Source organism: Negadavirga shengliensis, assembly GCF_042652345.1.
GTDB classification, from domain to species: domain Bacteria; phylum Bacteroidota; class Bacteroidia; order Cytophagales; family Cyclobacteriaceae; genus Negadavirga; species Negadavirga shengliensis.
In genome coordinates this window covers 291643-306091 of record NZ_JBHSJJ010000002.1, presented here as the reverse complement: position 1 = coordinate 306091, position 14449 = coordinate 291643, and the positions used below count along the sequence as shown (strand labels likewise).

Annotated in this window: 10 protein-coding genes and 1 pseudogene; 1 reads left to right on the top strand and 10 read right to left on the bottom strand. The window is 45.0% G+C overall.

Annotated elements, in window-relative coordinates:
* Nucleotides 1-12 precede the first annotated feature (12 nt).
* The 10 genes and pseudogenes from ACFPFU_RS04235 to ACFPFU_RS04190 all read right to left on the bottom strand — a co-directional run bounded on the left by ACFPFU_RS04235 (nt 13) and on the right by ACFPFU_RS04190 (nt 13418).
* On the bottom strand, nt 13-3096 hold the full coding sequence (locus ACFPFU_RS04235; protein ID WP_377061840.1) for a PAS domain S-box protein: 3084 nt from the start codon (nt 3094-3096) through the stop codon (nt 13-15).
* Nucleotides 3097-3349: 253 nt separating this feature from the next.
* Entirely contained in the window at nt 3350-4309 is a 960-nt protein-coding gene (locus ACFPFU_RS04230; RefSeq protein ID WP_377061838.1) for an aldo/keto reductase, read from the bottom strand.
* A gap of 187 nt (nt 4310-4496) precedes the next feature.
* Nucleotides 4497-5270 (bottom strand): sulfite exporter TauE/SafE family protein, encoded by a 774-nt coding sequence (locus ACFPFU_RS04225; protein WP_377061836.1) that lies wholly within the window; start codon nt 5268-5270, stop codon nt 4497-4499.
* Nucleotides 5271-5310: 40 nt separating this feature from the next.
* Nucleotides 5311-5661, bottom strand: a pseudogene (locus ACFPFU_RS04220) (DoxX family protein); the annotation flags it as partial.
* 193 nt (nt 5662-5854) lie between these two features.
* Nucleotides 5855-6937 (bottom strand): efflux RND transporter periplasmic adaptor subunit, encoded by a 1083-nt coding sequence (locus tag ACFPFU_RS04215; RefSeq protein WP_377061834.1) that lies wholly within the window; start codon nt 6935-6937, stop codon nt 5855-5857.
* A gap of 13 nt (nt 6938-6950) precedes the next feature.
* Complete coding sequence (locus tag ACFPFU_RS04210; RefSeq protein ID WP_377061832.1) at nt 6951-8297, bottom strand: efflux RND transporter permease subunit; 1347 nt, start codon at nt 8295-8297, stop codon at nt 6951-6953.
* Nucleotides 8261-10081, bottom strand: a complete 1821-nt coding sequence (locus tag ACFPFU_RS04205; RefSeq protein WP_377061830.1) for an efflux RND transporter permease subunit — start codon at nt 10079-10081, stop codon at nt 8261-8263. The genes ACFPFU_RS04210 and ACFPFU_RS04205 overlap by 37 nt, the downstream gene beginning before the upstream one ends.
* Nucleotide 10082: 1 nt before the next feature.
* On the bottom strand, nt 10083-11435 hold the full coding sequence (locus ACFPFU_RS04200; protein ID WP_377061828.1) for a TolC family protein: 1353 nt from the start codon (nt 11433-11435) through the stop codon (nt 10083-10085).
* Nucleotides 11436-11594: 159 nt separating this feature from the next.
* Nucleotides 11595-12449, bottom strand: coding sequence for a helix-turn-helix domain-containing protein (locus ACFPFU_RS04195; protein ID WP_377061826.1), 855 nt, complete (start codon nt 12447-12449; stop codon nt 11595-11597).
* A gap of 159 nt (nt 12450-12608) precedes the next feature.
* Complete coding sequence (locus ACFPFU_RS04190) at nt 12609-13418, bottom strand: phosphatidylinositol-specific phospholipase C/glycerophosphodiester phosphodiesterase family protein (protein ID WP_377061824.1); 810 nt, start codon at nt 13416-13418, stop codon at nt 12609-12611.
* Between the two features lie 535 nt (nt 13419-13953).
* Between ACFPFU_RS04190 and ACFPFU_RS04185 the strand changes: the two genes are divergently transcribed.
* Nucleotides 13954-14232: a YtxH domain-containing protein gene (locus ACFPFU_RS04185; protein WP_377061822.1), complete on the top strand. Its 279-nt coding sequence runs from the start codon at nt 13954-13956 to the stop codon at nt 14230-14232.
* Nucleotides 14233-14449: the final 217 nt, after the last annotated feature.

Sequence of the window (14449 nt, the reverse complement as noted above, 5' to 3'; positions counted from 1 at the left end):
TACTCAATATACTTATTTAAAGGGGATTTTTTTGAGGGTGAAGTAAAAGGTGCTTCCCCTTCCCAATTCTGAAGCTACCCATATTCTACCTTTCATGTTTTCAACTATTTTTTTTACTATTGCCAATCCTATCCCTGTACCTTCATATTCATCCTTTCCATGGAGTCTTTGAAAGATGACAAATATCTTATTAAAATATTCTTTTTCTATGCCAATCCCGTTATCCTGTACGGCTATTTGCCATTCGCCATCCATGTCCCGGGCGGTGACGGTAATCTGGGGAGGGATCCCCTTTTGGGAATATTTTAACGCATTCCCGATAAGGTTTTGGAATATTTGCAAGAGCGGAGCCCGGTAAGAATTCAGTTTGGGAAGATTTTGATAGGAAATGACAGCATTTTTCTCCTCTATAAGTCCTTTCTGAATGTGACAGGTTTCTTCAAGAATTAAATTGAGATCAACCGGCTGTATTTTATCTTTTTGTTTACCCACCCTTGAAAATTCCAATAGGTCCAGGATGATCTGTCTCATCCGCTGGGCACCGTCTACCGCAAAATATATATATTTTTGGGCATTGTCATTGAGCTGGTCACTGTAATTTTGCTTTAAAAGAGCGAGAAAACTGGTGATCATGCGCAAAGGTTCCTGCAGGTCATGGGAGGCCACAAAAGCAAACTGTTCGAGGTCTTCGTTGGAAATGGCCAGTTCCATGGCTCTTTGTTCCAGTTTTTCATTCAGTTTTTTGAGTGAAGCTTCGTATTCTTTTCTATGGGTGATATCCGTCATCGCTCCCACCATTCTGATCGCCTTGCCTTTGTCGTCCCTGATGATCACCCCCCTGTTTACCACAAACGCATGCTCGCCATTGGCTCTGATATACCGGTATTCATGTTCCCAGTTGGACCGGCTTTTATCCTCTATCACTTTGGACAAACTTGCTTTCACAGCAGCCACATCCTCCTCGTGGATATATGTTGTCCAGGACACAGACGAGGCCGTCTTTTTATCTACATCATATCCAAACAAAGTCTTGAAACCATTGCCCCAATAGATTGTGTTTTGGACAATGTCCCAGTCCCAAATCGCATCGTTCGTGGCTTCGGTGACTTTTTCAAACCGTTCATTGGTCGCTTTGATGGCTTGCTCGGAGAGTTTCCTGAGACTGATGTCCTTAAAATAAACTGAAAGTCCTTTTTCAGAAGGGTAAGCATTTACTTCGAACCATTTATTGACCGTGGGATAGTATTCCTCAAAAGCCACGGATTTTCCAGTATCCATGGCCTTGTGGTACTGTGCATAAAAATCCAGTTCTACAGCGTCGCGGTATATTGTCCAAAGGTTTTTTCCAAGGATATTGTTCCTGTCCATATCCAGCAGGGTTTCGGCTTCCTTGTTCCAGTAAGTCACGGTCCAATTTTCATCTACCGCAAAAAAAGCATCACCTATACTCTCCAGGATAGTTTTTTTCTCTTCGTAGGCTTTTTCCAATGCCAATTCGCTTGATTTTGTTCTATGAATATCCTGAAAGCTCCCGAATATTTTGACACATTTACCGTTTCTAAAATCCCCTTGACCTATCGCCCTTACCCATTTTTCCCGACCCTTGCCTGTGACGATTGGAAATTCAAAATCAAAGGGAATGCCATGGTCGGCGCAGTCCTGGATGGCTTTTCGGACCTTAGAACGGTAATCACTTCTATAAAAATTAATACCGGACTCCAAGTCTGGTTCGAAGCCGTCTTCTACTTCATGAATTTCACGGGTTATCTTAGACCAAAATATGGTGTTATTTACCATGTCCAGTTCCCATCCTCCTATTCTGGCCATTTGAGAGGCATTATCCAAAAGCTGCTGAAGGTTCTTTTTGTCGGTGATGTCATGGGCGACACTCATGACGGAAGTGATCTTGCCTCGGTTGTCCTTAAATGGGACTGAGGTGTTTTCCATCCAGCGCTGGGTTCCTTTTAAGCCGATGATACGGAACTGCGCCTCTCCCTTTTTTCCTTTTAAGGCATTTTCATGAAGACCGGTAAAAATAGGTAAGTCTTCCGGGTGGATCAGTTTATGGATTTTATTGCCTATTGCTGCTTCAGGTTGGTCTTGCGCTTCTATCATATGCAGTCCGGCAGGATTCATGTCCAACAAGGTACCATCACTGGCCACGAGCTTTACACACTGGGGGTCAGAATTCAAAATGGTAAACAGGTATTGTTCCTTTTGCCGTATTTTTTCCCTTGCAATGATTTGGTCAATGCTGGAAACGAGGTTGTTGGAGATATCCCGGATTAACTGAGCCTCTTCTTTTAAAAAGGGGCCATCGTCAGCCACAGGCATTTGCTTTTGATAAAATACAGAAACCTCCATTTTCTTGTTTGAGGAGGTTTTTTTTTCGGATCTCTGAAACCAGGGACTGCTTTTATGGCCAACGGAAGTAAATACTTTTCCCTCAAACCGGATTACCGCAGAAGTGATTTCAGGAAATTGCCATCCTTCCGGTATGATGTTTACGGCATTGCTCAGCAGTTCCTTAATGTCCGTAGCTGTATTACAAAGTTCCACCATTTTGATCAGGCAAGATTGTTCCTTTATCCTTTCGTTAAGAGAATGGATGAGGCTTATAGTGGATCCTTGTTCCAGTATTTTTAGCGGTGAAAAGGTGATGATTACAGCCGATACATGATCTGGGTGTGCGGAGACCGGGATGTAGGTGACTGAAAAATTTTGTCTTGATCCATCGGTTTGACGGAATGACTTTTCTTTCTTGATAGGTTTCCCTGAGAATGCCTCCTTAATTTCGTTTAAAAAATCGCGGCTTTCATCTTCGGGGAGCAAATGGAGGATTTTTTTTGCCGCAGATATGCCGCTGCCTTTAAAGTTTGAAAAAAGGCTTTTGGCCAGCGTGTTGTATTCGGTGATGTTGAGATGGGGGTCCACAAAAATACAGGCCTTGTTGCTTTGGTTGAGTGCAGCCTGTATAATAGCGCTGTTATTTTGAATAAGATACTTCTGCTCATCCAGCTTTTTCTGAACCTCCTTCAGCTCAGCCCGAAGAACTTTTATTTTTTGGTTGTTATTTACTTTCTCTTTTGGTGGCATTATATGGTTCCTGTGTGTGGACAATTAAAGAACATTACAATTAGGCTATACTGTGCCAAATAATAATCTCAAATATAATATATCAAAGTAATTGATCTTCTGTTGAAGTTTTCTATTTGGAAGATCAGTTCAACACTTTTTCTGTCCTATTTCCCGGTCATCTAATTGATTATTGATTCGGATTGCCATATCTCCCACACCAAATTATTCCATGCCAGCGCGGATAGCCAGAGCGTCGGACTTGAAAATATATTCAGATCTTTTCAATGTATTCCAACATTTTTTTTCGGAAATTCAGCTCCGGCAACCTGCCAAACCCTGCCCCCATATTATCCAGCAGATGTTTGGGGTTGGATGTTCCCGGAATCACGCAGGTTACAGCTTCATTTGAAAGGATAAATTTTAGAAAAAACTGTCCCCAACTTTGGATATCATGTTCCATGGCCCACTCGGGAAGCGCTTTTCCTTTCACTTTGCTGAATAGATTTCCTGAAGCATAAGGCCGGTTGACAATGACCGCCACCCCATGGTCTTTCGCGGCAGGAAGCAGGCTTTTTTCCGCATTGCGGTCAATGATGGAATAGTTGACTTGTACGAAATCGACCGCTTTGGATTTGACGATCTGCTCCAGTTGGTTGTGGGCAGATGGGGTATAATGCGTGACCCCGGTGTACCGGATTTTTCCCTCCTTTTTCCACTGATCCATGGTTTGCAGGTGGGTTTTCCAGTCCTGAAGGTTATGGACCTGCATAAGGTCCATCGTTTTTCTATTCATTTTTTGAAAGGAAGACTGCATTTGACGGATTCCCTCGTTTCGGCCACTGGTCCATACCTTCGTGGCATAAAAAAAATGGTCAGCTTGGTTTCCCATTTCGTGGGTGAGATCCCCCACCACGGCTTCTGACCTCCCATACATAGGAGAAGAATCAATAACCTTTCCTCCTTGTTCTCGCATTTTAGACAGGACTTGCCGGAGTGGTTCCCGATTTTCATCGGATGTTCCCACATCGAATTGTATCCACGTGCCGAGTCCTACTACCGGTAACATTTCACCGGTGGAAGAGATGGGCCGGGACCTTATTTCTCCTTGATATTCAGGTTGCTTCTTAATGTCCGTCATGTGGCCCGGGAATGAAGAGTAAGGCCATATGGCAGCTCCGATTCCTGTTAACCCTAAGGATTTCAAAGTGTTTCTTCTGTTAAAGCTTCCCATAGGTCGAAAGATTAAGGCAGTTAACTTACAAAAAATTGAATAGAATATAAAGGGTACGTAACTTTTACTGAATCGCCCAAGGTGGGGTGTTGTTACAATTTTGCCGAGGTTCTGCCCACCTTTCCTGAGGTCTCCGAAAATTCCCGGCCGGTTTTGGAGGTCTTGGAATTCAAAACCTGTCTTTTTATTAAATCCACCCAGCTCCCAAGGACACCGATATCAAGATCAGCATAACGGCGACAGTCACTTGAAGGAATTTGAGGGTGATTTTTTTCAACAGTCTGTTGCCTATATAGGCTCCGGCAATGGCTGAAAAGGTGGCTATAAGTACCGGTTGAATGTTGTCGACCAGATCGACATTCAGAAACCGGGTCGCATAGACACTCAGCCTTGTAAAGTCTACAAAAGTGGATACCACCACAGCAGTACCGATAAAGGCTTCCTTCGAGAGCCCCGCTTTGATTAAGAAGGCAGAACGTAATGCTCCCTGATTTCCCGACAGCCCGCCAAAGAAGCCGCTCAATGCACCGCCGAGGGGCAGCTTTTCCCTGCCGAATTGCAAGTTTTGGAAATAAGGAATCAGGTCCATGGTAGCAAAAATGATCAGGAGTAGGGAAATGATAAATTTTACCGGTTCCACGATAAAGGTTCTCCCGAACAAGCCATAACTGAAAAGCGGCTCCAGATCGCTGATGTTCAGCAGTACCCATGAACCTGCGAAGGCAGCAATCACCGCCGGGATGCCAAAACGGATCAATACCTGCTTGTCCGCATTTCGCCCGACAAGGAAAAGTTTGAAAATATTGTTGAAGAAATGCACCACTCCCGTCAAAGCTATCGCCAGATCCACCGGAAAAAAAAGCATAAAAACGGGAGTCAGGACAGTCCCCAAGCCAAATCCCGAAAAGAAAGTCAGGATGGCAACGACAAATGCGGTGAAGGAGATAATGAATATATCCATGGTTCTTCTTGTTGACCTTTGGGGGTCGTCCTTGAAAACCTCAAAGGTTCTGTGCAGCCATTTTCCTGTCCACAGACCAGTTCCCTCCGCCCCGGATGAGCAGGAATATACTGCCCAAGAGCATGCTCCAATCGGTGCGGCTGCCGTGCATCATTTCCCAAAATCCATCATTTTGCAAGATCTCGGATTTGGTAGGGGCGATGGCTACCACCATGATGATTAAAGTGGGAATGGCAGCGGGTCTTGTGGCCATTCCCAATAAAATCAGGATTCCAGAGATGATTTCAAAAACACCGACAAAGCTCCCCAAAAACTCCGGGTTAGGCAGTCCGATCTTCTCAAATCTCCCTGCCCCCCTGATAACGGGAAACAGGAACTTTTGGATGCCTTCTGATAAAAATACCGTTCATACCATCAGGCGAATGAGGATGGTGGTTTTCGAATCGTCTGTTTTTTTAAGATTTTTTGTATCATGGTTTGATGTTTTAACCTTTAAGCGCTTCCAGACTTCGAAGGTTTAAAATCCCCTCTAAATTTCTTACCAGGGAATTAAGACCTTTTGGGGTTTTTGGGAACTCCAAAGGTCAATCACCTCCCACAGCATACTCAACGGGTTGCCCCTGCTTCAGTTCATCGGAAGCACGGCTTAGCAGGATATCTCCGGCATTCACGGGTCCAAATATTTCCGTTTTTCCACCTTTCGAAATGCCTGTTCTGACATCTACCCATTCTGTAAACCCATCCCTGACGCGGATCACGAACTTTTTCTCTAAGGTGGTGGCCACCGCAGCTGTGGGCACCACAAAAGATTCTTCTTTCCTGTTTAATTTCAATTTTGCCGTTGCATACATTCCCGGTTTTAAAATCCCGTCTGTATTGTCGAATTCGTATTCCCAGGTTTCTGTACGTGTTTGGGGATTGATGCTTCCCGATTTTCGGGCAAGTACCGCCTCAAATGCCCGATTGCTCAAGCCATCAGTAGTAAAACTCAGCCCCTCACTTTCGGGTGTGGTTTGTACATAAGCTTCAGGCACATGCACCCTCAACCTCAATTTGTCAGGCCTTTCCAAGGTCAACATGGTCCTGCTTTGATTTTGGTTCACAAAATCCCCTGCATTCACGTTTCTTGCCGTAATGATGCCGTCAAAAGGCGCCCGTATATTCAGGTAATCCTGTTGCTCCCTGTAGCTTTGTGCCATCAGTTTGGCGGCTTGCCAAAAGGCACTGTCAGCCTGAAAGGTGTTTTTAACCGCGGTGATATCCCCTGCTGAGACGGCTCCCTCTGTCTTGGAAGCATTCAGCAGCCTGCTGTACCTGTCTTCAGCAGCACGGTATTTGGCCTCAGCTTCCAAAAGCTTGGCGTTGGCTTCGGCAGTTTTGGACTTGACCTCCGGCGCCTCGAGCAGCGCCAACACCTGTCCCTTTCTCACCTGATCACCTATATCCACCAGTACCCTTTGCACATAAGCGTCCAACTTGGTATGGATATGGGACTTTTCATAAGGAAGCAGTTCAGCGGGTAGCTTCAGTTCCGCGCTGACGGCCTCTTTACCCAAAACAAAGGCCCTGCGAATATCAGCAGTCTCAACTTTTTGCTGTTCTGCCCTTCCACAGGAAAATTGCCAAACGGAAATTCCTATCATCAGGAGATATATGTATCTATTCATGGTTTCAATATTATTACTGATAATTTTTACTGTCTTTATCTAAGGGGTTCAGGGATTCGCTGCTGTAGCTGTATTTCCCAACCATTTGTCGGTAAACCAATGGCAAGAAGAGCAAGGTGCTGATCATGGAAAAAAACAAACCGTCGATCACGGCCACGCCCAAAGGTGCGATTTGGTCGCCCCCTTCCCCAAAACCCAAAGCCATTGGGGTTATCCCCGCCATCATGGCAAAGCTCGTCATCAGAATCGGCCGGACTCTATTGGCCGAAGCATGGAAATGGGCTTGGGTATCCCCCGCTTTTCTCAGATCTTCCGCATTGGTCACATAGAGAATGGAGTTGGCAACAGCCACACCTACTGCCATGATCATCCCCATATAGGATTGGATATTCAAGGTATGTCCGGTGACCAGCAGGAAAATGATGGAACCCGCCACTACCGCAGGAATGATGGCCATGGTGGCCGCGGCAATTTTGAATGACTGGAAACTGGCACCAAGCATCAGGAAAATCACCACAATGGCAATCAATAATCCCAACCGTAATTCCCGCAGCGTCTGGTTGAGCAGGTCCACCTGGCCCTTTTGCAGGATCTGAACGCCTGCGGGCAAGTCGCCTAAATCTTCTATGGCGCGGTCCAACACTTTTACCGCAGAACCCAGGTCCTTATCATGGATGTTGGCCGAAATGGTGATAAACCTTTGCTGGTTTAACCGGTCGTATTCAGCCGGTGTACGGATGGTTTCAAATGTAGCCACATCCCTCAGAAAGACCTTTCTTTCTCCATTATTGACAATAGGTACCATCTCGACATCCTGCGGGCTGCCAACAAGGTATTGGGGATATTCCACCTGTACCTGGTAGGCCACCGCGGATACAGGGTCTCTCCAATAATTGGGTTGGGTGAACCTGCTGGAAGAAGTCGCTGTCACCAAGGCATCTGAAATTTCCTTCACGGTCATACCCAATTGACCCGCTTTGACCCGGTCAATGTTGATTTTCATGGTAGGATAGTCCAAGGGCGTGGTAATTTGCACATCCCTGTAAATTGCCTCTTTTGCCATTCGGTTGCGCAGCGTTCTGGCAATTTCATTGGATTGTTCCAGGTTTTTGCCCAGAACCGCCACTTCAATGGGATTATTGGCACCTAGGTTCATCACCTGGTCCACAAGATCTCCGGGTTCAAAAGAAATCTTTGCTTCCGGTATCTCTTCCCTGACTTTTTGCCTCAACTGCTCTTTGAAATTTTCGATGGGGATATTTACATTTTTGGTCAGGTTAATCCGGATTACCGATTCATGGGGGCCACTGGTCCAAAGGTGAATCAGATTGACCGGGAAACTGGAGGGCTGGGTTCCCACAAAGCAGAACTGATATCCACATTGCCTTTTCCCGCCACTTCTTCGGTCAATGAAAGCAGCTTCTGGGTGACTTCTTCCGTTCGCTCCAGACGGGTTCCGGAATCCAGCCTCAAACGGACTACCGCCTGACCTGCATCCACTTTGGGAAAGATGTCCAGGCCAATCAGGCTGAAGCCCCCGATAAAAAGGAGGAAAGCAATTCCGAAATAGCCCAGCAGACTAAGGGCTGTCCTTTTTCCCAGAGATTCCACCCTTTGCAGGTATTTAGCCTTGAACCTGTTGAAACGGCTATTTTCGTCCTCCTTTTCTTTTTGCTTCATCAGCCATACCGCCATGACCGGTACAAAGGTCATGGAAAGTAAAAAAGAGGCAATCATGGCAAAACCCACCGCCAAGGACATGGGAAAAAACATGCCCTGCGGCACTCCGGACATGAACAATGCCGGTGCAAAAACCGCCAAAATACTAAACAGGATCAGAAGTTTTGGGGTTACGATTTCCTTACAGCCATCCAAGATGGCCAAAGCTTTACTTTTTCCCATTTCCAAGTGCCTGTGAATGTTTTCTATGGTCACCGTAGCTTCATCCACCAATATACCTACCGAAAGCGCCAACCCACCTAAAGTCATGATATTGATGGTCTGACCGAGCATATTCAACCATACCACCGAGGTCAACAAGGCAATCGGTATGGTCATGATCACGATCAAAGCCCCCCTTCGGTCACCCAAAAAGAGCAAGACCATCATGCCTGTCAATAAAGCTCCCAAGCCCCCTTCGAAAAGCACATTTTTGAGGGAATTAATGACATAGCCGGATTGGTCAAATTCGTAGGCGACTTTAATATCATCCGGTATGGCTGCCTGCATCCGGGGCAATGCTTCTTTTACGTTCTGCACCACCTCCCAAGTGGAGGCATCGGCTCTTTTGGTTACTGGGATGTAGACCGAACGTGCACCATTTACCAAGGCATATCCCGTGGTCACATCCGCTGCAATTTCGATATTGGCTAAATCTTTTAAATACACCGAAGCCCCTGTTCCTAAAGTAAGAGGTATATTTTCAAAATCAGTGATCGTTTCGGCCACACTGTTGGTCGGTGTCAAAAGCATCTCATCTCCCATCCTCAAGTTACCCGCGGGGGAAATTACGTTGTACTGAGCCAAGGCCTTTACCACTTCATCCGGTGTAAATGCATAGCGCTGTATTTTCTCCGGATCCAGCTTGACAATCACCGACTTGGCACTTCCACCAAAAGGCGGAGGTGCGGAAACACCAGGAAGGGTAGAAAACATAGGACGTACATTGAACAGCGCCAAATCAGCGATTTCGCCCAAGGTTCTGGTTTGAGAGGAAAATACCAATTGTCCTACCGGTACCGAACCTGCATCAAAGCGGGTGATAAAAGGGGGGACCGTTCCGGGAGGCATAAAGGCCCTTGACCTGTTTACATATCCTACTACTTCGGCTGCGGCCTGGCTCATGTCCGTACCTTCGTGGAATATGATTTTGATCAAGGCGTTCCCTTGAACGGATTTGGACTCCACGGATTTCACACCTGTGACATACAGAAAATGGTATTCGTAGTAGTTGGTCACAAAAGATTCCATCTGATCAGGGGAAAGCCCTCCGTAGGGTTGCGCCACGTAGATCGTCGGTAAACCGAATGTGGGGAAAATATCAATCTTCATGTTTCGGATGGCCAGATAGGAAAAAACGCCTATGGCCAATACCGCTACCATGACTGTAATGGGTTTGCTTAAAGCTCCTTCAATTAGTTTCATCTTATTCCTGTAATTGAGCTAAAAAAAAGTCCATATCACCACTTACTGCGGCATAATACAGCAGGGCTTTCCACATTTCTGTCATGACCTTGATGCTTTCAGCCTCGGCCCTGGCCAAATCCGCCTGGCCCTGCACCAACTCGTTCAGGTTGATCAGGCCGGCATCATATCGGGCTTGCAGGGCTTGGTAACTATATTCGGCAGCCTGAGCATATTCCGGTGCCATCTGCGCTGCTTCCAATGCCTTTTCCAAAGTGACCTTGGCAACGGTCCGGTCCTTTTCCAAGGCCCTGTCCACCTGCATTTCATAAGCTTCCGCAGCAGAAATCAGGGAATTTTGCCTTTGGACCAATTTGGAAGTTCTGGCGAATTGTAGGATGGGCACCGCCACCTGAAATCCCACGCCGTAATTGTACCGGGAAAATGAAAGCCCGTCCATAGGACGATTGAAACCGCCTTCAAATTGAATAGCCGATCCCCGTGCAAAGGCGGTCCCCCAGAGGTTCAAGTCTGGCATCAAAGAACGGTTGAGTTCGGTCTTTTTAGCTACAGCCAAAAGCATTTGGGTACGCGAACGCTGTAAAAGTGGGTGATTTCCTCCGGATTCCTCCACCTGAACCGATAGCTGCCGTTCTAAATTGGCATCAAGGCCAATCGCCATTTGATCCTCACCCAAAAGTTCCCGTACCCTGGCCATCATGTTATCGGCGGTTTTTTGGGCCTGGAGATAGTCGATTTTGGAACGGACAAAGAGAGAACGGAATTGTGCAGAGTCTACTCCCGGCCTGAGGCCGTTATCCACGAGTGTTTTGGATAAAGCCAAATTGGACTCATAACGGTCTTTGTTTTTTTCAGCCGCCTGGGCCATGGATGTAGCCGCCCAATAATTGAGATAAGCTTCCGTGAAGCGCACCTGGTGTTCCAGAATGGCGAGAGATTCCTGATGTCGGGCGAGTTCTTGACTGAATTTGGCCGATTGGATTTTGCTTTCCCTTTTGCCAAAAGTAAAAGGGCTCCAGTTCATCAACAGGGAAGCAGCAGAACCATAAGTGAAATCCATGGTATTTTCCGGAACCGGAGGGCCCGAAATAGGCAATATCTGCCCTGGAAAAAACATGCCCGTGATATTGTTATTGGTCGAGTAGACCATCTGATAGGAGCCATCCAAGCTGGGCAGGAAGTCCGATCGCTCGTATTGAACCTGCCTTTCGGCAGCTTCGGTTTCCCATCGCTTGGCCTGCAACTCGGGGTAACTGGCCGTGCTGAGTTCCAGAAGCTCTTTCAGTTGGCTTTGCGCCTGTAGTTGCCAGGAAAGCAGCAGCAAGAGGAAACCTGTTGCGGTTTGTTTATACATAAGTTACTGGATGAAAGAATAATTCATAATTCACGCATACAAAACTAGCTTGTATATATTTAGGCGTTATGGTAAAAAAGATTTGGAAAATGGTAAAATTGAAACCGGGGAAGTATAAAAAAAGTGAAAATCAGCAGTGATCCGATAGGATTTCATACTTTAAGTCTTAGCGCTGTTCTCTCCTTCAAAATATTTTTCCCGGAATTGAAAAGGAGTTTCTCCGGTATGTTTTTTGAAAAATTTCACAAAATAGGAAGCATCATTGAAGCGGAGATGATCGGCCAACTCATTGATGCTTTTGTCGGTGTGGAGAATGTTTCTTTTGGCTTCAATCAGCATCTGTCTGGAAATGTGATCTCTTGCACTTGATCCGTTTTGTTTTTTACACAATGCGTTCAGGTTTTGGGGACTTATATTCAACAGCCCGGCATATTCCCTGACTTGGTGAATATGGGGACAATGTTTTTGTATCAGATGGATAAATCGGTCATAGGGTGATTGGATGGGCTCCATCTGTTTGGTTGACTGCGCCGGTGAAAATTTCAATATCATGGCAAAAAGACTTCGTAAATAACCCAGAATTATGTCTGTGGTATAGGGTGTTTCATTTTTATATACTTCAAAAATGGTTTCAAAAACAGGATTTAGATCAATGATACCGTCCAGTTTTACCCGATTCACCGCATTAAGCTGGCTTATGAGCCGAATAAGGGGCGCTTCCGAAAGAGGATCCAAAAAAGCTTCCTTGAAGAGCACCACATAACCCTTTGGAATGGACGTGAATTGCCAGCAGTGAAGCTGATCCGGTTTCATAAAATAAAGATCGGGAGGACAGACCAGATAACTTTCCTCCTCTATCCAATGGAATCCTTCCCCCTGATTCAGAAAGATCAGTTCATAGTAGCCTCCATGCTTATGGGGTCTGGTCTTTTTTATTTTTTCCTTGAACCTGGAGATTTTAAAGGTCTCATCGCTTTCCAGTTTCTCCTTGGTCAGGATCTCATTGGGTTTCATTAAAACTGATCGCTTATTGGGTTTAAATAAAAGCCTCCGTTCATGCTAATTTGGTTCTGCCAAATAACGTGGCCACGAAAGAAAAAGGTGTTTATAAATGCCACGAATTGATATTTTGCAAATATCGGTGAATTCAGTTCAAATTGAATATATTTTTTTTCAGTGGTTTACCAGCTTTCGTGAAAGGTATTGGGTGGCGCCATATGGATCATCCGTGTTGATATAATCAACCCCCATCTCATGTAAGGTCAGCCAGGCAGCGGGCGTGTCAGGAGTCGCCCAAAAGCGGATGGGTTTCTGAAGACTGTGCGCGATGTTGATGGCCTCCAGCAGTTTTATCTTTTCGTTTTCGTCTATTTCATCTTTTCCATCCCAACTGGAGAGATGCCGGAAGTTCAGACTGATCATGGCGATTTTATCCAAAGGAAGGTCAGATGTGTCGCTGACACTTTGATAGTCAAATAAGATATAAGAGGGGAATTTTATATAATCCCGCTTTTCAGGCCGGTTTCCGGAAATAACCAATGTGATGAGTGCCTCCCCGTTTTGAGCTGTACATATTTCACGATATGGTTCCACGACTTCCAGTAGCTTCTCCAGCGTACTGTGAGCTTCGGTCTTGAAATCAATCAGCAATATAAAAGGGTTTAGATGACCGATATTCAAGTCTCTGGCTTTCTGGATGGGTTCAAGGTAAAGACTTTCAAGTGTTCTCCGTGGGTGGATAGAGGCTTCCTCATGCGCCACATATAGCTTGTCATCCTTCAAAATGACATCCACTTCTATAGAAGCCACATTATTGGCATAGGCCTCCCAAAAGGGGATGTTCCTGATATAATCGTTATGGCTGTGGACTTTAAAGGTCTGGGCTTGAACAGGCACATGAAGGGAACTGAGAAAAATAATAAAAATAACCAGGGTATACACCTGGCTCTGGGCCAAAAACCGGGAGATGTTTAAATTGACCATTTTGCTTGGAAATAAATGATGTTCCCTGCAATTAAACAAAAAAACGGGCGACACGCCAATTAATTTTTATTTCAATTAAGACCCTAAAGTTTCTAAGACCTGGGTTTATTTCATATGATTATAATTTTTTCTCAATAGGCCATATGGAATCTCGCATGATAGATAATCATCCCAGTTTGTGACGATTCCGTCATGCTCGATTTCATATGATTATAATTGTTTTTCAATGGTCATATAGCCTGTCCCAGCCTGCCCCAAACTGGTTTCGGGGGACTTGATCCGGGAGAATCTCGCATGATAGATAATCATCCCTCCGTGTGACGATCTCGTCATGCTCGATTTCATGTTTTGACCTTTAAATTTATGAAGAATCAGAAAAGCTTAATGACAAAGGTTGATATAAATAGTTGGAAGTCTTAAAAAAATTGCCCTTTTTGGTATAGAAGTTGCTGCCATCTTAAAAAAGTTCTTCACTTGTGAAAGTGGTACGTTTTTATTATATTTTCTATTATTTAAACCTCTAAATTAGCATATTATGAAATCAGCGAGATTAATTTTAAGCGCACTGGCAGGAGTGGCAATAGGTGTTCAGATAGGATTGTTGATCGCTCCGGAAAAAGGAAAAGATACAAGAAAAAAACTGACCAAAAAAGGAGAGGAGTATTTGAATGACCTCAATGGTCAAGTGAATCATCTTATTAAAGCAATGAATGAAAAAATAGATAAAATCAATAAAAACATTGCGTCGGTAGCAGAGGAAACCAAGTCAAAGGGAAAGGAACTGTTGTCTGAGGCCAAAGATAAAACCAAATAGAACAGCCTGAATCAAAGGGTGAGGCTGTCTCAAAAGCATAGTTTACTGGCCAAGACATTCAATAGATAAATTCAAAGAACTTAAGGGGTAAGGTGACTTATCCCATGTTCAGCGCCTACTAAAATGCAGGTGGATTGTTTTCGGCCGCAGTGAAAGACTTTTGAGGCAGTCTTTTTTATTTTTTATGATGATCTTTAATCCGGAAACAAGATATAAA